Genomic DNA, 16,486 nt, shown 5'->3' with positions numbered 1-16,486 from the left:
CCGCGCGGACGAGCACGCGGCGCTTTTATTCGGCAGGGAAAGCAGCTTCGTCTAAGCCTTTGGCCATATTCGATGAATTCGTGCTCCACAATCTCTGACGGGCAGCGCCGGCAGGGCAGAGGAGATTAATCCTTCAAGAGGCTTTTGTTCTCAGTCGTCGGCACGTACTGGAAAGTGTCTTGTCCTTGCTCAATGGCCGGACCGGAGCCGCCTTCGTAAGCGAGGTTCCAGCTCGTGACTATCTCAGTGTTGTTGCCGTTGACCTGTGCGTAGCCGGTCCATCCGGTTGCCGAATTGCAGTTCTCCGTCGAATTGTTCCAGCCGACCGAAAATGCGATGAACGTCCCGTTTACCCTTCCTGTTAGCGGATAGGGCGAGTTCTGGCATCCGGTGCCCTGGGCTCTGTTTACATATTGGCCGGAGACATTTCCGAACGAGTCGACTTGAATGATCATCGTCGAGCCGGACTGGTTCTGCCAACTGCTGGAAGCCGATGCGATGCTTGAAAAATCCTTGAAGTTGCTTGCATCGAAAGCAAGAGCTGAGGTTGCTACAGCAAACACAAGTGCTGCAACTGCAGTAGTACGGATCATGGTTTTTCCTCCTGATGTGCGCCGACCGTCGGCGATCGTACCGAAGGTTGCATATAATCTTGCAATAATCAATCAATCCGAGTAGCAATTTCCCGGGTTGAGAAAACCGAAAGACGGGCCGCGCGTTGCGCGGCGCGGCCCGAGAACGAGCATCAGGAGTGAAGACTTACACGATGCAAATTACGAACGAGATAGCGCAACGCTAATATCTTGACCATCATTGGAACGGACAAATTGCATGGCCGCAACCCCGAGAGCTACCTCACGGACGTCCTAACCCAGATCAAAGATTAACCGGTAGATAGGCTTGAAGACCTGTTGCCGTGGAATATGCTTCCGACGGTCTCCACTTCGCAAAAGGCCGCCTGATGGCTCGTTCGATGCATATCTGCACGATCGAAGACGTGGCCACCATGACCGGCGAGAACCTCGAACTGCTCAGAGAGATCGTATCCATCCGAGCAGGGCCGCGGGATTTTGGGCACCGCGCGTAGTAACGTCGGTTCATGGAGATCGGATCGAACTGCACGGAGATCGGGTGAGAATCGGCGCCGACGGTACGCCATCACATGACCGCGACATCCGCCAACACTTGCCAATCGTGCATGAGGCGATGCATCACGTCACCCATATGACCGTGCGCAACCGCGGCACCTTCGGCGGCAGCGTCGCGCATGCGGATCCAGCGACCGAGGTGCCGATGATGACACGGTTCCTCGGTGGGACGGTCATCGCCTCCTCTCAGCGCGGCAGACGCGAAATACCTGCAGCCGATTTTTTTGTCGGATCGCTGGTCAGCTCGTTGGAACCGGACGAGTTTGTAATTCGCGTCGAGCTCGACGCGATGAGACCGGATGCCGGATGGGGATTTGAGGAGTTTGCAAAACGCCACGGGGACTTCGCACTCGCTTGCTTTGCGTCGACGCTGCATTGTGTAGATGGCAGGGCGTCTGACGTTCGCGTTGGCATGATGGGCGTTGGTGAAACCCCGCTGCGGCTTGAAGAGATCGAGGGCATCATCGAGGGGACGGATGTTTCCGAGCCGGTTCTCGATACGGTGGCGGATCGCCTGGCTGGAATCCTCACGCCCAACACGGATATCCATGCCTCTGCAGATTACCGCAGGCATCTCTCAGGCGTCCTTGCCAAACGGGCCCTTCGCGCCGCCTGGAGCCGCGCGAACCACGAAAGGCTTCAAGCAAGATGAGTGAGAAGACGATCACCGTCAGCGTCAACGAAGCGTATATGACGCGCACGATCGAAGCACGAACGCTGCTGAGCGACTTCCTGCGCCAGGATCCTTTGCCTGACCGGAACCCATGTCGGGTGCGAACATGGCGTTTGCGGTGCCTGCACCGTCATTCTCGATGGAAGGAGCGCACGCTCCTGTCTGATGCTTGCAGTGCAGGCAGACGGGAGCGAAATCGAAACCATGGCCAGGGAAGCGTCGATACTCGGACGAATCCAAGGAGCGTTCCGCCAGCATCATGGCCTGCAATGCGAATTTGTAGGCCCAGTTTCATCGTGGCGATCATCGACCTTCTTCGCCACCATCCGCTGGAAACCGATCAGAAGATCAGGGAAGCGCTCTCAGGAAACATCTGTCGTTGTACGGGCTATGAAAACATCGTCAACGCCGTCCGCGAACTGGCTAGCAAGAGAGGACCTTTAAGATGAAGATGCATTTTCTCGAGGCCGGCCGGCTTCGTATGCGCCGGTCCATCTACGTCCCTGGGGCGCTGAAGGAAGAAGCGATTGAATTGCCGGTTCACGCCACCCTGATGCGCCATCCCCAAGGCAACGCGCTGTTCGATAGCGGATGCAATCCAGAGGCCGCCATCGATCCAGGCGCGCGATGGGGTGGGTTAAGCAAGGTTATGACCCCGATCTTTTCGCCAGAGCGGACGGTCGTTCATCAGTTGAAGACTCTTGCTCTCGATCCCGAGGACATAGATGTTGTGATCTGTTCACATCTGCATCCCGATCATTGCGGCTGCAACGCGTACTTTCGGCGCGCAACGATCCTCTGCCACGAAGCGGAGGCGCAGGCCGCCACGGCAAGCGGTGCAGAAAATCAAGGCTATCTTCGAGGAGAATGGGACCCGCCCCAGGGTTTCCAGACCTTCAATGCCGAGCATGACGTCTTTGGCGACGGGCGCATCGTCTTGCTGCCCATGCCGGGTCATACCCCCGGAATGACCGTCGCCCGTGTCGAGCTGGAAAAAGATGGTTCATTTATACTCGCTTCAGATGCTGCCCCGCTCCGGGCGAGCGTCGACACCGGTATCGCTCCGAGAAATACTTGGAACATCGAACTCGCCGCAGAGGCACTCGCTCGCCTGAAAGCTCTTCGGGAGCGGGGAGCTTCTATCATTTTCGGCCACGACGACGCGCAATGGCAAGAGTTGCGAAAGGGTGTGGAGTTCTACGAATGAGCCAGCAGGACCATTCCGTCGAGCTGCGGCCCAAACTTGTCGGCAAGCGGGACAAGCGCACCGAAGATCCACGTCTGCTGACGGGTGTTGGTCAGTATGTCGATGACATGGCGCCGCGGTATGTTGCATATCGCATCGCGACGCTCCGACCAGCCACATGCCCGAATCCTGAACATCGATGTCGGCGATGCGTTCTCGGTGCCCGGCGTCGTCGCGATCTATGACGCGAGCGACCTGGAAGGAGAGATCAAACCTGCCATACCGACCTCGCGTATGCCTGGTTATTACACCACCCCCATATGGCCACTTGCACGCGGGAAAAGGTGGCCGTTCTACTGGATCGTGTCCCAGTACGTGGCGTAGGTGACGGTAGGGAGTAAAGCCGAGCGCCCGCGCGTTTCATTGCGCTGTAGCGGGTGATCGGCTTTGCGGGCGGCCATCAGTGTTTTCCGCTAGGGTCGGGTTGTTCAAGGCCAACCTGACGGAAAGACCACCAATGACCAATGACCAATGACCAATGACCAATGACCAATGACCAATGACCAATGACATGATGACGTGCGCTCCCTCGTTGAGAAGAGCGCGGATGCAGATTATCGCGTGAGATGATTGGCTTTGCCGCCGAGCGGCTGATGGAGTTGGAGGTCGGCTCGGCTACGGGTGCAGACTTCGGTGTGAAGAACTCGATGCGGCTCGCACAACGCAATGGCTACCGTGACCGCGATTGGGAGACGCGGGCTGGCACCGTCGAGCTTCGCATTCCGAAGCTGCGCAAAGGCAGCTACTTTCCGAGCTTCCTTGAACCGCGCCGCATGGCAGAGAAAGCTCTGACGGCCGTTATCCAGGAAGCGTATATCCAGGGAATCTCGACTCGTTCTGTCGACGACTTGGTCAAGGCCATGGGTATGAGCGGCATCTCCAAAAGCCAGGTGAGCCGCCTAACATCGGGACGAACGCAATCTGCGGGGCGAAGGTGGCTGCGACGGCCATCCTCATCAGCGGCTGGAGATAGATCAGATACCCGCCCACGGTGACAAGGATGCCGATCTGGAGTAGCGGCTCGGAGATGCTGGTCCCAACGAAACTGCCCACCGGTTCCGCTTCCGCAAAGACGATCGACAGCTCAACCCCCTCGAGCGTGGAGTCCGATGGCGGCGTCTCGGCCCGATGCAGAACGCGCGCCCGAGCCAAAGCGTGCTTTTTTCGCCCACCCAGCTTCTTTAGAGTTTGGAGGTGAATTTTATCGCGCCCTTCAACACTGCGACCGCGAGATAGAGGGAGACGAGAAAGAGAAGAGACCGGTATGACGCTTGCTCGGTCGCCTCATTGACGATCCGGCGCTGGAGTTCGAGAGGCGCCGCGCCGATAACGAAAGAGCCAGGGACAGCCCTGCGACCAACGCCTGATGATGCCTTCCCATCAGCCAGATGAAGCCGAATAGTTCGGAGAGCATCGAATCCGTCGCGCCTCCGGTCTTTTGCGGGACGCGGCCGGACAATTAAATCCTGGAGGGCCAGATGTTCATCGCGCACTCACGGGTCAGAGAGAGCGCTCGACGCGCGGATGGCCTCACCAGTAGGACGCTCACGACCGTCCCCACCATGAGGATCGGGATGACGAGGAGAAGCCTCGACACGACGGCGTCTGCGATAACCCTGACAAACATGATGGAAACTCCAGGGACGATTTCATAGTTTGAGAGAGCTCACCATGCGGTAGCCAGGGTGATGTTGTTTACCACGCCGCCGACGCCGCGGATGCTTTCCGCCGCCACCCTGGCCGCCGAGCATTCCAGCTCCGTCTCGACCTCTCCCCTCAGGGTCACTGCCCCGTTGGAGACGGTCGCATTGACGATGGGGAACCTTATTTCGAACTCGGTTTCCAGGCCACGAACGGCCGTCCCTAGGGCCTCGTCGCCGGAAGCAGTACACTGCCGTCGAACATCGAGAAGCGCTCGCATCAAGTCGTGACGGCTGATTATGCCGGCGAGTCTGCCGTTCGGTGTTTGATGTCGTGGGCCTGCAGGAGTTCTGCGAGCTGGCTCGCGGTTGCGCTCAGGGCGGCGCTGACGACGGGCGTCGACATCACGTCCTTGACGCGCCAGCTTCGGGCCTTCACATAGTCCGCCAGTGCATCTTCGCGGTCGCGCGTATGCGGTACCGCCCGTCTCGCCCAGGATGACGCCACCCGGCGCAGCAGGTCTCCCCGGTGACGATGCCGGTGAGCCGCCCTTCGCCATCGATGACGGGCACCGCGCCGATCTTGCTGGCGTTGACGATCTCGACGGCTTCCCTGACGTTGTGTCCCTCGTCGAGCGTCGTCACGGGGTCGTCATGATGTCTCTAGCAAGCATCGCGCTGTCTCCTTTTCGATCGGACAATTACGGAGCCAACTTGTTGAGCGCATTGACGTGGATCAAGGCAGACACGAAGCCGCGGGAGGCATTCTTCACGCGTCGTCGTCTCTGAAGCCTTCCGACGAAGTGCGGCGTCAGGCTCGCCCGCATTGCAACTTATTGAGGATCGAGGCGTTACGGTTCGGTCTCGTCCTCGCGCGGCGTACCAAATTCTTCCCGCGCCGTCGCAAGGAGTCTTATGCAGCAATCCGTCAAGCTGGTATCCGTCGGCACCGCCGTTCCGCCACATGTCATCGACCAGCGTGACGCGGCGCGAGCCTCGCACACCGCGTTCTCATCGCGATTTGGCGATTTCGAAAAGCTGGCAAGGGTGTTCGAAACCTCGGGAATTCGGCGCCGCTATGCCGTCCCGCCGATCGAGTGGTATCTCGAGACGTCGGGATGGCCCGAACGAAACCTCGCTCATATCGAGGGCGCGGGTGCAATGTTCGTCGCCGCCACCAGCAAGGCTCTCGTGTCGGCGGGCATTGCAGCAGGCGATGTCGACACGATCGTAACCGTCTCCTCGACTGGTATTGCGACACCTAGTCTGGAAGCGAGGGTAAGCCGAGAACTGGGCTTCCGGGACGATGTCGAACGGGTTCCCGTGTTTGGCCTCGGCTGTGCCGGCGGAGTCTCTGGGCTTTCAATCGCGTCACGGCTGGCGGCATCCCGGCCAGGCTCAGTCGTGCTGGTGGTCGCCGTCGAGACCTGCACGTTGGCATTTCGCATGGACAAGCTTACGAAGGCGAACATGGTGGCGACCGCCCTCTTCGGCGACGGGGCCGCCGCCTGCGTGGTGCGTGCTAGTGAGACCGGTCTGGCCGAGGTCGAACTTGCAGGCCAGCATACGTGGCCCGACACGCTAGAAATCATGGGATGGAGCGTCGATCCGGAGGGTCTGGGCGTGATCTTCGATCGTGCGATACCACCGTTCGCCGAAACTCATGTGCTGAAGGGCGTAACGTCCATACTCGCCCGATCAGATCTTGCTCCTGCCGACGTTGACCGGTTTGCGTGCCACCCCGGTGGATCAAAGGTTATCACCGCCTTGGAATCGGCGCTTAAACTAAGCCAGGGAACCCTCGACCAGGAACGTGAGGTTCTCTCGGACTATGGGAACATGTCCTCGCCAACCGCGCTGTTCGTACTCGAGAAGCTCCTTGCGCAAGGACTACCCAGGAGAACTGTCCTGACGGCGATGGGACCGGGCTTCACCCTTAGCTGCCTCTCATTGACGGCTGCAGCATGACCCGGCGATCATTCTCCAGGACGTTTTAAGATCGCATCGTTTGCAGCACGAACAGGGCTCGAAACAGGTAGCTGACGCTGCAAAGGCTGCGATTGCCGTGGGACACCCCAAGTCGAAGGCGAGGTTGCCACCTCGCACTCGAATCCTTTCTCCTGCGTGCCGGCGTAGCTGCGGCAGTATGGCTGGTGGTAGTCGCTACCCAATCCGGTCATCTGTCGCACTAGGAGGAGCGTGCCCAGCGCCAATTCTGGATTTCCGGCAAGTCTTCTCCACGCTCCCGCACGAACGCCCGGTGCTCGTCGAGCTTTGCATGCAAGGCTGCCGTCACATCTGGCACCTTTTCGGCGAGGCCGGGCACGCGCGCGATCGGTCGCGATGTCTATCTGCGTGTATCTGAACCATGCGATCCAGCCATGGCACTGAATGTGCATCGGCAAACAAAAGCGGATTTACAACCAACGTTGTCAGATACGTCTCCCCCAAGCGGCATTGATGTCTCGGAGGCCAGTGTCTCTCGATTACGCCTGTCATCGATCGCCGACCTCGGCAGGCCACAAGGAGTGGGAAACTTTGATCTCCTACGCACTTTGCTCATCGCTTCCCATTCCTAGCTGCATTGAAGCGTATCTGGGGCAGAGTGACTTCAAATAGGCGCTTCAGCGGAGTCCACCGACCGAGGCACTGGATGTTCGCAACCAACTGCCGCTTTTCCGGAAGATGATGAGTTAAGGTGGCAGGAAACGGAATAAGACTGGTTGACGAGAAGCCCGGGAAAAACAACAGAAACTGGTTCGAAAGTTCTTGTTCGTTCATCAGCGCTTTTTGTTGGATTGTGAGAGCACGGATCCTGCCAACTGCTTGGTAGCAGTGCTGTATTTCGTGCTCGATAGAACCTGCGAAGCCTTGTCCTCCATCGCAGCTCCTGTCTGCTTTGAGGTGCCCGCCTGCAAGGGCTCTGTTGCAAGATCGACTCCGATGACCTTGCCCCCAAGTTTTATCCAGTTTTGAGTTCGCTCCGACGGTTTTGGGTTGCTGTATTTGCGGCGGTAGCGGCGGGTTGCGGTGCGGAGCCATTCCGGCTGCGCAGCACCGCATCACGTCGCGGGTTGATGGTCTGGGCGAACTCGGCCGGTGTCAGCCAGCCGAGGCCGGAATGCGGTCGATGATCGTTGTAATCGCTGCACCAGTTTGAAAGCGCTGACCGAGCATACGCCAGTGACGAGAAGAGCGTTTCATTCAGGAACTCGTCTCGCAGCCGCCCATTGAAGCTTTCGATGAAGGCGTTCTGGATCGGCTTGCCGGGCGCGATGTAGTGCCATTCCACCTTGGTCCGATCCGTCCATTGCAGGATCGCGTTGCTGGTGAACTCACTGCCATTGTCGCTGACGATCATCTTCGGTTTGCCTCGCCCCTCGATGATCCGGTCCAACTCACGAGCAACCCGCAGGCCGGAAAGGGACGTATCGGCGACGAGCGCCAGGCACTCCCTGGTGCAATCATCGACCACGGTCAGCACTCGGAACCTGCGCCCATCGGTGAACTGATCCGACACGAAGTCCAACGACCAGCGATCATTGGCTGCCATCGGGATCAGCATCGGCGCTCGTGTGCCTATCGCTCGCTTGCGGCCGCCGCGCTTGCGCACGGCCAGCTTTTCCTCTCGATAGAGCCGGAAGAGCCGCTTGTGGTTCACAAGATGTCCCTCACGTCTGAGCAGCACATGAAGACGTCGATAGCCAAAGCGGCGGCGTTCATGGGCCAGCGCCTTCATCCGATCGCGAAGGTCATGGTCGTCACCGCGCCTGGTTTCGTAACGGATCGTCATCCGACAATAGCCGATGGCTTTACACGCCCGCCGTTCGCTCATCTGATGTTGATCAACCAGATGCGCGACAGCTCGCCGCTTTGCTGCGGGCGTCACCACTTCTTTCCCAAAAGGTCTTTCAAAGCGGCATTGTCGAGCATGGCATCTGCCAGAAGCCGCTTCAGCTTTGTGTTTTCGTCCTCCAGCGTCTTCAGCCGTTTGGCTTCCGACACTTCCATGCCGCCGAACTTCGCTTTCCATTTATAGATGCTGGCATCGCTGACACCGTGTTTGCGGCAAAGCTCCAAGACCGGCGTGCCAGCCTCGTGCTCCTTCAGAATCCCGATGATCTGTTCGTCTGTGAAACGGTTGCGCTTCATTCTCTGGTCCTCTCAATGGGCCAGAGCTTACTTCAAAATGGATTATCTCGACGGGGCAAGGTCAGTCTACGGTTTCGCAAAGCGATCCGCAGGGCACCTGCAGCTCTACAGCAAACTTGGCGAAGGGACGACGGTGCGCCTCTTTCTTCCACGCGCCGACGCCGGAAAGGATTCTCATCCGAACGAGCAGCGGGCTGAGGAAGCCCCGCCTCGGGGCACGGAAACTATCCTGGTGGTCGAGGACGACGCGAGAGTTCGCCGAGTGACGGTCAGCCGCCTGCAGACGCTTGCCTACTTCGTGATCGAAGCTACGAACGGGATCGACGCGTTGAAGGAGCTGGAGGCGGGGCATGGCGTAGCGCTCCTGTTCAGTGATGTGGCCATGCCGGGAATGAACGACGACGAACTGGCCCGGAATGTCCGGGAGCGCTGGCCGAGGGTGAAAATTCTCCTGACGTCGGGCTTTTCTGAACCCCATGCCGCGGAAAAGGAGATCGAAGCGGGCGCCGGCTGGCTGAAGAAGCCGTACACTGCATCAGAGATGTCGACCCGTCTCAGGCTGCTGCTCGCCGCGAGGCCTAATAGCGATTCTGCTCGACAGCAGGATTTCAATTTAGAAAAATCAAACCCGAACCTCAATCGCGCTGCCGTAGCGGGGACTCATATCTTTCTTCGCGGAAGATCCCAGCCTACGTCGCCACCCAAGGTCGCTCTCCAAGAACAACAATGGTCGCCTTGTGCTCGCGACGGGGGCTCTGCAACGGGTGGTGCGGAATTTCGTTCCGAAGACGAGATCTGCGCGCAAGTCGATCAAGGAAATTGGGCTCTATGCGAAGGGCGCTCAGCGGCGCCCTTGCTGCTGAGTGTGGGCAGAGCAGTAATGTCTAGCCAATCCCGATATTCGATCACCCGACCGTCAGTCGGTCGTCGAGAGTGCTGATCCCTGGAGCGGACCATGCAGCGCGCTCCGCCGCCTGCCGTTCCGACCAGGTCTTCACCTTGCCGGAGAGGATTACCTTTCTGCCTTGGACGTCGATTCTGATTGCATCGGCCTCAAGAGCGGCGTCGCGCTGGAAAGCATCCTCGATGCGTTTCTTGACATCCACCGCCGTAATATGCGGCTTCAGCTCCACTAGGTTGGACACCCCTACTACGCCGGCGAGATCCCGCACGGCGTCGTAGGCCGCGTTCTTTTGATATTGCCACTCGACCTCTCCCCGCAAGGTGATCCACCCTTTGAGGACCCGCACCTGCACCGAATCCTTTGGCACGGAAACGTTCCAGTCGAGCATTTTGACAGCTCGCCGGGCGATGTCGTCGTCGTCTGTTTCCTTCGGCCCGAAAATCCGGACCTCGATATCGGCAGCTATTCCGCGCACGCCCTTGACGCGACTAACCACGCGCTCTGCGGCTTCTTTCTCCGCGTAGGTGCGCACGTGACCAGTCACTGTGACGATCCCGCTATCGACCGCGACGCCGATATCAGCCGCGTCGATGCTGGGCTCGAATTCCACTTCGTCGAGTTCTGTCTGAGTTGAATGTCGTTCATGACAACCTCCTTCAGGTTTGCGACGTGCCGATCGTGACAGCGCCGCAGATTTTCGTCGTTGATCTTCATCAAGCACCAGAGCGACCTTGGAATTTCAGCGGACAGAACACGGTCTGCGGGCTGCTACTGGGTCTGCACGTCAGCGGCCACGAAGAGGCGGTGGCCGTTCCTCACGACGGTGATGAGAGCACGGGCATGCTCCTTCACGAGTATTGAGAGGAGTTGCCCGACGTCCGTCAGCGGCTGCTGGTCGAGAGCGACGATAACGTCGTCCGGCTGCAGGCCGGCCTGTGCCGCGACCGAACCCTCGGCGACGACGACGACGCGGGCGCCGGGACCATCGGGAGAGTTCGCCATCTCGGCGTCGGCGAGAGGGCCGCGGGCGATATGAATGGTACGCGGAGCGGCCGGTTCGGCAACCGGTGCGTCGGACACCACGGGAAATGCTTCTATCCTTCGGCTCGCGCGGTCGATCTGGAAGGACGGCTTGGACTGCAACGGTAGCGATCCCACAAGCCTTCGAACGTCGGACGCGCCGCGCACCGTCCTTCCGTCGACCATCCGAATGACGTCGCCCGGCTGAATTCCTGCATTTGCCGCCGGCGAACCCGGAAGGACTTCGCTGACCAGCGCGCCCGCCCCTTCATCGACGCCGAACGCCTTTGCGAGACCGGGCGTCAGGTCCTGCGTTAAAATTCCCACCTCGCCGCGTACCAACTTGCCGGTCAGGATGAGCTGCCGCATCACGATGCCGACAGTCTCGGCTGGGACCGCAAAACCGATGCCGATGCTTCCTCCGGCGGGGCCGATGATCGCGCTATTGATCCCGACCACGACGCCGTCCTCGCTTACAAGCGCGCCGCCCGAATTGCCGGGATTGGTCGACGCGTCCGTCTGAATGAATCCTTCGTACCCCTCCGATCCCACGGCACGGCGCCCAAGCGCGCTTACGATGCCCATCGTCGCGGTCTGGCCCAGGCCGAAGGGATTCCCGATCGCCACGACGACGTCGCCGACGTGAAGCAAGGACGCGCTTCCAAACTCGGCTTGAACAAGATGATCAGGTGGAATTTGAACGACAGCGACATCCGTCTCGGGATCGGCGCCGACAAGTTTCGCTTGGAAGCGTCGGCCGTCGGAGAGCGCCACCTCGATTTTTGAGGCGCTTGCTATGACATGCTGGTTGGTGACGATGTAGCCGTGGACCTCGTCGATGACGACACCCGATCCGGCCGATTGGAAGCTGTGCTCTGCCGGCGCAGCGTCGTCAGGTAGTCCGAAGAACTTTCTGTAGAAGGGATCAGCAAGCGTTGCATCCGCGTCGTCGAGTTCCCTGCCCTGCACCGAGATGCTGACGACGCTCGGCACGACACGCTGGAGCATCGGCGCGAGCGACAGGCTGCCTGCAACGGCTGGAGCCGACAATAGGCTCTCACCTGCGATGAAGAGCGCCGCCAAGGCGAGCAACGAACGCGACATCTCTGATCTCCTTGCGGAAGCGCCGCCGGTTGTCGGCGGACGTCTTGACGAAGAAGCTTCCGTGTAGCGCAAGCAAAGCGCATTGATCCTTGTCAAGGGGAACATCGGCTACGGAACGATCACGGCGGCTCCAGAGACGCGGCCTGCGCGCAGATCGTCGAGAGCCTCGTTCGCATGCTCGAGGGGGTAGACGCTGGTGAAGCATCTGACCCCTGCCGCCTTCCCGATCGAGAAGAATTCCGCCCCGTCGCTCCGCGTCAAGTTCGCCACCGAGACGACCCGCCGCTCGCCCCAGAGCAGACGATAGGGCATGCTCGGAATGTCTGACATGTGGATGCCGCCGCAGACCACCGTTCCGCCCTTCCGCGCCACGTCGAGCGCCATTGGCACGAGCTCGCCGGCCGGCGCGAAGATGATGGCGGCGTCGAGCGGCACCGGCGGCCTTTCACCGGAAAACCCGGCCCAGACGGCGCCAAGATCAAGCGCGAACTTCCGTCCGGCCTCGTCACCGGGACGCACAAACGCATAGACGCTCTGGCCTCGATGCTTGCACACCTGCACGAGGATGTGGGCGGCCGCGCCGAACCCATAGATGCCGATCGTCCTCCCCTCGCCCGCCATCTTCAGGGATCGCCACCCGATGAGGCCCGCGCAGAGAAGAGGCGCGGTCGCCACCGGGTCCGCATCTTCAGGCAGTTCGAACGCGTAGCCCGCCTCGGCCGCCGCATGGGCAGCAAAGCCGCCGTCGATGGTGTACCCGTGAAGCCAGGATCGTTGCACAGGTTCTCGCGACCCTCTCGGCAATTGCTCAGTGCCCGCAGGTGTGGCCCAGCCAAGGTACCCCGACTTTTTGACCGACAAGGCGACGAGGAAGGCCCTCGCCCGTTGCGATCACGGTTCCGACAATCTCATGCCCTGGAACGAGAGGAAGCTTTGGCTGGGAGAGGTCTCCTTCGCAGACGTGAAGGTCCGTCCGGCAGACGCCGCAGGCCACAGTCGTATCGCCACCTTCCCCACCTTGGCTTGATCCCGGTCAAACATCCGGATTGATGCTCGTCAAAGACAAACGCCCGGGGACAGATAGGCTCCTGGACACAGCGCCACGACCTCATCCAAAGGAGACGGACATGCGCGAACAAGAAAAGACCGGCAAGACAGAAACGAACGCTGCCACGACCATTCCTCCCGTCGAGCGAACGTCCGCAGACCTTGTTCTCGGACGTCGGGACGAGGATCGCTGGGAAGTGACGGCGGCGACGCCGCGAGGCCAGGCATGGGCGAGAGATCACTTCTGCTGCGCCCTGCGGCAATCCTTCACGGGCACCATGTGTCTCGACATCATGAGCGCCGATCGGCTTCTCAAGGAAGCGCATGACGACGGACTGACGACCGAGTTCGTTAGCCTGTCTGGCAAGGACATATACTGACATGTTCGCCACGGCGCCGTCGGCCGAGGATCCCGGCAACGCATGCTCCACCTCGTCGAAACGGCCCACGCGCAAATCGCGCCCAACGGAAGCCTCCACCTCGTTCACGCGGTGGAGGGCCTGCCCTCGTCGGCCTCGCCGAACGATTGGGCGGTTGAGGTGATGGGAGCCTCCGAGACCAGACTTTCGGAAGCCCCGCGGTCGACCGAGACTCCTGCTTCTATACACGTCCGAGCGGGCAACCCGTCGCAGCTCATCGTCGCCATCGCAAAGGAGATGCCGCCGATCTCGCCGTGATCGCCTCTCGCCGCGACGACGTGCTCGACCGCGTCTTCGCCTCGGTCGTGGGCCACGTCGTGCAGCGCGCACCATGCTCCGTGCTCGTCTTGCGAACCATCCGATGAGCCGCGGGCTTCACACGACCGTCTTCGCTTCAGCCTCGTTGGCCTGACCGGCGGCGACGTCGCGACACATTTCGGCGGCGTGCGACAACGTTCGTGACCCGGCCTCACACAGTCGCGCCACCTCTCTAGGATACTCCTCCAGCTCGCCCTCGACATAGTCCGAAAGAACCTCGACCGCATCACCGTGGTCGATACTGCGGGCAAGTCGAGTCAGAAATTCAAAGCATCGAAGCCCTCGCCGGGCGGCGGACGCCGTCAAATCCGCAGTGACCGCGGCCGACCGGCAAAGATCTCGTCTTGAATCAGAGCGCCCGCGCGAAACGCGGGTGCGAGGTGAAATTAGATGTGGCGCTTGGATATAGGCCGCGTAGATATGGCATGTGGTGCTCCGATTGTGGGATGCGGGTTCGGCTCGAGCATCGACGGTCATTCCGTTCTGACTGCACTGCGTCCCGACACGGCCGTGACGGCAATGCCGTAGAAGACATGAGGAGAGCCATCGGGCATGGGGAACTCCTGGGGCTTCATAGAGCCGATTTCCCACCAGTCCGAATACTTTTGGAGAAGACCACGCGTGGAGCCGTTCGCTTTGTCGCGCCTCGCTGTCAGGAAATTCCTCGAACCTGCCTTCGACGACGATGCTCGTCCACCCGCCGGCGCTCGAACGCTGCTCGATGTGTAGGCAGACCTTGTCGTTCCCCGCATCCAGTCGAGCTTCTTGCCGGGCATGGTGAAGCTATAGGCGACGCCATGGAAAAGGCGAAATAGATCGCCGCCACGTAGAGCTGCCCATCCTTGCAGCATGCCAGATGACCGAAACGCTCGTTCTCCAGGATGCGGTAGCACTCACCGGGGTTGATCTCGGTCAGATTGATCGTCATGGCCGTGTCCTCCAGCTTCGATGAAGGCGCGATTATAGGAGCTTCATTGCGCCGCGGCCTTGACCAAGCGCAATGCGAACTCTCTCAGCGGCATGCATCATGACGGAAGTTTAACCTCAGGAGGCAAGCATGAAGCCGCAGTTCCATCTCCCGTTGTCGACCTATCCCGACGCGAGGTCCTTCGCCATAATCGACAATGCTATCGGCCTCGCTAGGCAGAATGACGCCCATCTCGTCGCCAGTATCCCACAAGTCCGGATCCCCCAGGTCCATCCGCCCTTTCCCACCGTTATCGATGTCGAGACATGGCGGGGACAAGCAGAACGGTATAGCCGGGACAGCGGGACTTCGCTGCGGGGACACATCGCCGACGCTATTTCGGAAACTGGCTTCGAGGTGCGAATCCACGGATTCGAGGTCAGGGAACCGTTCGTCTATGAACGCTTTTCTGAAATTGCCAAGTGCTACGACCTTTCCATCGTCGAAGCCTCGGAGCTCTCCCGGCAACTCTCCGAAACGCTGCTATTCGGAAGCGGCCGTCCGCTCGTGCTATTTCCAGCCACCAGCGTCTACTCTCGTGTGGACACGATCGCCGTCGCCTGGGACGGCAGCGCCACCGCAGCGCGCGCCCTTTCCAGCGCACGGGTCTTCATCGAACGCGCGATCAAGGTGCAGGTCATCTCGATCACCGACGACAAGGAGATCGACGAGGCGAACCGCGCCCTCCTGATCTCTTCGTTGAAGCATTCGGGACTCGACGTGGATGACGTATCGATCCAGGCAGGCGGCGAGACCGCGACAGGCGCCATCCAATCGGCCGCGCTGGAACGAAAGGCGGACCTTCTGGTCGCGGGCGGATTTGGCCATTCGCGGCTTCGTGAGTTCATCCTCGGCGGCGTCACTCGAGAACTTCTCGTCAAGGCCGAGCTACTAGTGCTTCTCGCCCATTAGAGGGCGCGAAGGGCGTTTAGAATGACCGCGACGTCGATGGCCTCCTGAAGCAATGCCCCGCCGACTGGCGGAAGGTATTGAAGCCGGTCTTCGAGCGTGATCGTGCCAGCCGGCGTGCCGTCAAACACTACCTTGACACGCATTGCGCTGCCTGACCCGTTAGGCCCGGACGGCGGCGCCTCTGCGAAATAGGCGTCTCCTCCGACGCCAACGCGCACGCCATCGACGATTCCGGATCCCGCGGTCTCGGTCACCTCCGATGGGCGGCTCACTACCAACCCACGTCTATGCGCCTCGTCCACCAGCGCGCGTCCGACCACATGGCCCGACGCCTGGTCCAGCGAGGCGGCCAGCCGCAGGATCCTGTTAGGATGCTCCGATCCCTCGATGTGGCCGACTTCGGGCTGTCCCGCGGTGAGCGTCCCCGTCTTGTCGAACACCGCCACGGTGGCCTGGACGAGTGCCTCGAGAGGTCCCGCATCCTTCACCAGAACGCCCTCCTTCGCAAGTGCGACGGGTACGGCCAGGATCAACGGACAGGGCGTGGCGACGACCAGCACGGCCACGATCCTTGACGGTCTCCGGACATGAACGCCGAGACGCCTGCAATCACTACCGTGGCGAACAAGAACCACACCGAGAACCGGTCGGCCAGTCGCATCAGCTTCGCCTTGGAGCGCCTCGATGCTTCCACGAGCCTCACTATTCCGGTATTCTGGCATAGGTGCTGTCTCGGCGCGACTTAGAACGCGGATTTCGATCACGTCCCCCTCGTTCGTAGCGCCACTTGAAATGTTGCCATCCCTCGCGATGCGCACCCTTAAGGGCTCTCCGGTCAGGACCGCCTGGTCGATCGTCGCGACTTCGCTGACGAGAGCCCCGTCGGCCGGTACGACGTCGCCCTTGCGTATCAGGAGCACGTCGCCGACCGCGATC

At 60.4% G+C, this 16,486-nt stretch carries 14 protein-coding genes and 7 pseudogenes; 11 read left to right on the top strand and 10 right to left on the bottom strand.

Annotated features, from left to right (window positions below; all coding sequences use genetic code 11):
- Nucleotides 1-125: 125 nt before the first annotated feature.
- Complete coding sequence (locus AMK05_RS25915; RefSeq protein ID WP_064842422.1) at nt 126-593, bottom strand: avidin/streptavidin family protein; 468 nt, start codon at nt 591-593, stop codon at nt 126-128.
- A gap of 195 nt (nt 594-788) precedes the next feature.
- Between AMK05_RS25915 and AMK05_RS36250 the strand changes: the two are divergent.
- The 6 genes and pseudogenes from AMK05_RS36250 to AMK05_RS33705 form a co-directional block, all read left to right on the top strand.
- Nucleotides 789-962: pseudogene (locus tag AMK05_RS36250) on the top strand (transposase domain-containing protein); the annotation flags it as partial.
- Nucleotides 963-1,131: 169 nt separating this feature from the next.
- Complete coding sequence (locus AMK05_RS25910) at nt 1,132-1,800, top strand: FAD binding domain-containing protein (protein ID WP_237352254.1); 669 nt, start codon at nt 1,132-1,134, stop codon at nt 1,798-1,800.
- Nucleotides 1,797-2,270 (top strand): annotated as a pseudogene (locus AMK05_RS35685) ((2Fe-2S)-binding protein). The gene AMK05_RS25910 and the pseudogene AMK05_RS35685 overlap by 4 nt, the downstream one beginning before the upstream one ends.
- Nucleotides 2,267-3,028, top strand: a complete 762-nt coding sequence (locus AMK05_RS25905) for an N-acyl homoserine lactonase family protein (protein ID WP_064842420.1) — start codon at nt 2,267-2,269, stop codon at nt 3,026-3,028. The pseudogene AMK05_RS35685 and the gene AMK05_RS25905 overlap by 4 nt, the downstream one beginning before the upstream one ends.
- Nucleotides 3,025-3,349, top strand: a pseudogene (locus tag AMK05_RS33710) (xanthine dehydrogenase family protein molybdopterin-binding subunit); the annotation flags it as partial. The gene AMK05_RS25905 and the pseudogene AMK05_RS33710, both read left to right, overlap by 4 nt.
- 217 nt (nt 3,350-3,566) lie before the next feature.
- Nucleotides 3,567-3,972 (top strand): annotated as a pseudogene (locus tag AMK05_RS33705) (transposase); the annotation flags it as partial.
- Nucleotides 3,973-4,733: 761 nt separating this feature from the next.
- Here AMK05_RS33705 and AMK05_RS25890 read toward each other — a convergent pair.
- On the bottom strand, nt 4,734-4,988 hold the full coding sequence (locus tag AMK05_RS25890; RefSeq protein ID WP_064842414.1) for a BON domain-containing protein: 255 nt from the start codon (nt 4,986-4,988) through the stop codon (nt 4,734-4,736).
- A 154-nt stretch (nt 4,989-5,142) separates the two neighbouring features.
- Nucleotides 5,143-5,352 carry a CBS domain-containing protein gene (locus AMK05_RS25885; protein ID WP_008534154.1) on the bottom strand — a complete coding sequence of 70 codons (210 nt, stop codon included), beginning with the start codon at nt 5,350-5,352 and terminating at the stop codon, nt 5,143-5,145.
- 270 nt (nt 5,353-5,622) lie between these two features.
- Here AMK05_RS25885 and AMK05_RS25880 point away from each other — a divergent pair, with 270 nt between their 5' ends.
- The gene (locus AMK05_RS25880; protein ID WP_064842412.1) at nt 5,623-6,675 is read left to right on the top strand and encodes a type III polyketide synthase; all 1,053 of its coding nucleotides are present in this window, start codon (nt 5,623-5,625) and stop codon (nt 6,673-6,675) included.
- A gap of 220 nt (nt 6,676-6,895) precedes the next feature.
- On the opposite strand, the pseudogene AMK05_RS35360 reads toward AMK05_RS25880, so the two are convergent.
- Nucleotides 6,896-7,042, bottom strand: a pseudogene (locus AMK05_RS35360) (hypothetical protein); the annotation flags it as partial.
- Between the two features lie 627 nt (nt 7,043-7,669).
- A protein-coding gene (locus AMK05_RS25875) for an IS3 family transposase (RefSeq protein WP_089152671.1) occupies nt 7,670-8,859 on the bottom strand; the annotation gives its coding sequence in 2 pieces (ribosomal slippage) (nt 7,670-8,610 and nt 8,610-8,859; 1,191 coding nt in all).
- A 37-nt stretch (nt 8,860-8,896) separates the two neighbouring features.
- Between AMK05_RS25875 and AMK05_RS25865 the strand changes: the two genes are divergently transcribed.
- On the top strand, nt 8,897-9,799 hold the full coding sequence (locus tag AMK05_RS25865) for a response regulator (RefSeq protein ID WP_064842410.1): 903 nt from the start codon (nt 8,897-8,899) through the stop codon (nt 9,797-9,799).
- Here AMK05_RS25865 and AMK05_RS25860 read toward each other — a convergent pair.
- The 3 genes and pseudogenes from AMK05_RS25860 to AMK05_RS25850 all read right to left on the bottom strand — a co-directional run.
- A complete protein-coding gene (locus AMK05_RS25860; RefSeq protein WP_064842844.1) occupies nt 9,765-10,448 on the bottom strand; it encodes a BON domain-containing protein in 684 nt (227 codons plus the stop codon). The two genes, AMK05_RS25865 and AMK05_RS25860, sit on opposite strands and share 35 nt — an antisense overlap.
- An 83-nt stretch (nt 10,449-10,531) precedes the next feature.
- A complete protein-coding gene (locus AMK05_RS25855) occupies nt 10,532-11,887 on the bottom strand; it encodes a trypsin-like peptidase domain-containing protein (RefSeq protein WP_064842408.1) in 1,356 nt (451 codons plus the stop codon).
- A gap of 108 nt (nt 11,888-11,995) precedes the next feature.
- Nucleotides 11,996-12,878 (bottom strand): annotated as a pseudogene (locus AMK05_RS25850) (zinc-binding alcohol dehydrogenase family protein); the annotation flags it as partial.
- A 136-nt stretch (nt 12,879-13,014) separates the two neighbouring features.
- Here AMK05_RS25850 and AMK05_RS25845 point away from each other — a divergent pair.
- Complete coding sequence (locus AMK05_RS25845; RefSeq protein WP_029875516.1) at nt 13,015-13,314, top strand: hypothetical protein; 300 nt, start codon at nt 13,015-13,017, stop codon at nt 13,312-13,314.
- A 293-nt stretch (nt 13,315-13,607) separates the two neighbouring features.
- The gene (locus tag AMK05_RS35680; RefSeq protein WP_237352252.1) at nt 13,608-13,718 is read left to right on the top strand and encodes a hypothetical protein; all 111 of its coding nucleotides are present in this window, start codon (nt 13,608-13,610) and stop codon (nt 13,716-13,718) included.
- A 426-nt stretch (nt 13,719-14,144) separates the two neighbouring features.
- On the opposite strand, the pseudogene AMK05_RS25830 reads toward AMK05_RS35680, so the two are convergent.
- Nucleotides 14,145-14,599: pseudogene (locus AMK05_RS25830) on the bottom strand (pyridoxamine 5'-phosphate oxidase family protein).
- Between the two features lie 129 nt (nt 14,600-14,728).
- Here AMK05_RS25830 and AMK05_RS25825 point away from each other — a divergent pair.
- Nucleotides 14,729-15,550: a universal stress protein gene (locus AMK05_RS25825; RefSeq protein WP_064842404.1), complete on the top strand. Its 822-nt coding sequence runs from the start codon at nt 14,729-14,731 to the stop codon at nt 15,548-15,550.
- On the opposite strand, the gene AMK05_RS25820 is transcribed toward AMK05_RS25825, so the two are convergent.
- Nucleotides 15,547-16,470: a P-type ATPase gene (locus tag AMK05_RS25820; protein WP_237352251.1), complete on the bottom strand. Its 924-nt coding sequence runs from the start codon at nt 16,468-16,470 to the stop codon at nt 15,547-15,549. The genes AMK05_RS25825 and AMK05_RS25820 overlap by 4 nt on opposite strands.
- Nucleotides 16,471-16,486: the final 16 nt, after the last annotated feature.

Source organism: Rhizobium sp. N324, assembly GCF_001664485.1.
Lineage (GTDB): Bacteria > Pseudomonadota > Alphaproteobacteria > Rhizobiales > Rhizobiaceae > Rhizobium.
Note: the sequence above shows the minus strand (reverse complement) of the source record. Positions and strands in the feature narration are given on the sequence as shown.

Excerpts from the sequence above, each read along its gene's own strand:
- AMK05_RS25845 (WP_029875516.1), top strand. The coding sequence starts at position 13,015 with ATGCGCGAACAAGAAAAGACCGGCAAGACAGAAACGAACGCTGCCACG.
- AMK05_RS25915 (WP_064842422.1), bottom strand. The coding sequence starts at position 593 with ATGATCCGTACTACTGCAGTTGCAGCACTTGTGTTTGCTGTAGCAACC.
- AMK05_RS25880 (WP_064842412.1), top strand. The coding sequence starts at position 5,623 with ATGCAGCAATCCGTCAAGCTGGTATCCGTCGGCACCGCCGTTCCGCCA.
- AMK05_RS25825 (WP_064842404.1), top strand. The coding sequence starts at position 14,729 with ATGAAGCCGCAGTTCCATCTCCCGTTGTCGACCTATCCCGACGCGAGG.
- AMK05_RS25865 (WP_064842410.1), top strand. The coding sequence starts at position 8,897 with ATGGATTATCTCGACGGGGCAAGGTCAGTCTACGGTTTCGCAAAGCGA.
- AMK05_RS25890 (WP_064842414.1), bottom strand. The coding sequence starts at position 4,988 with ATGCGAGCGCTTCTCGATGTTCGACGGCAGTGTACTGCTTCCGGCGAC.
- AMK05_RS25855 (WP_064842408.1), bottom strand. The coding sequence starts at position 11,887 with ATGTCGCGTTCGTTGCTCGCCTTGGCGGCGCTCTTCATCGCAGGTGAG.
- AMK05_RS25905 (WP_064842420.1), top strand. The coding sequence starts at position 2,267 with ATGAAGATGCATTTTCTCGAGGCCGGCCGGCTTCGTATGCGCCGGTCC.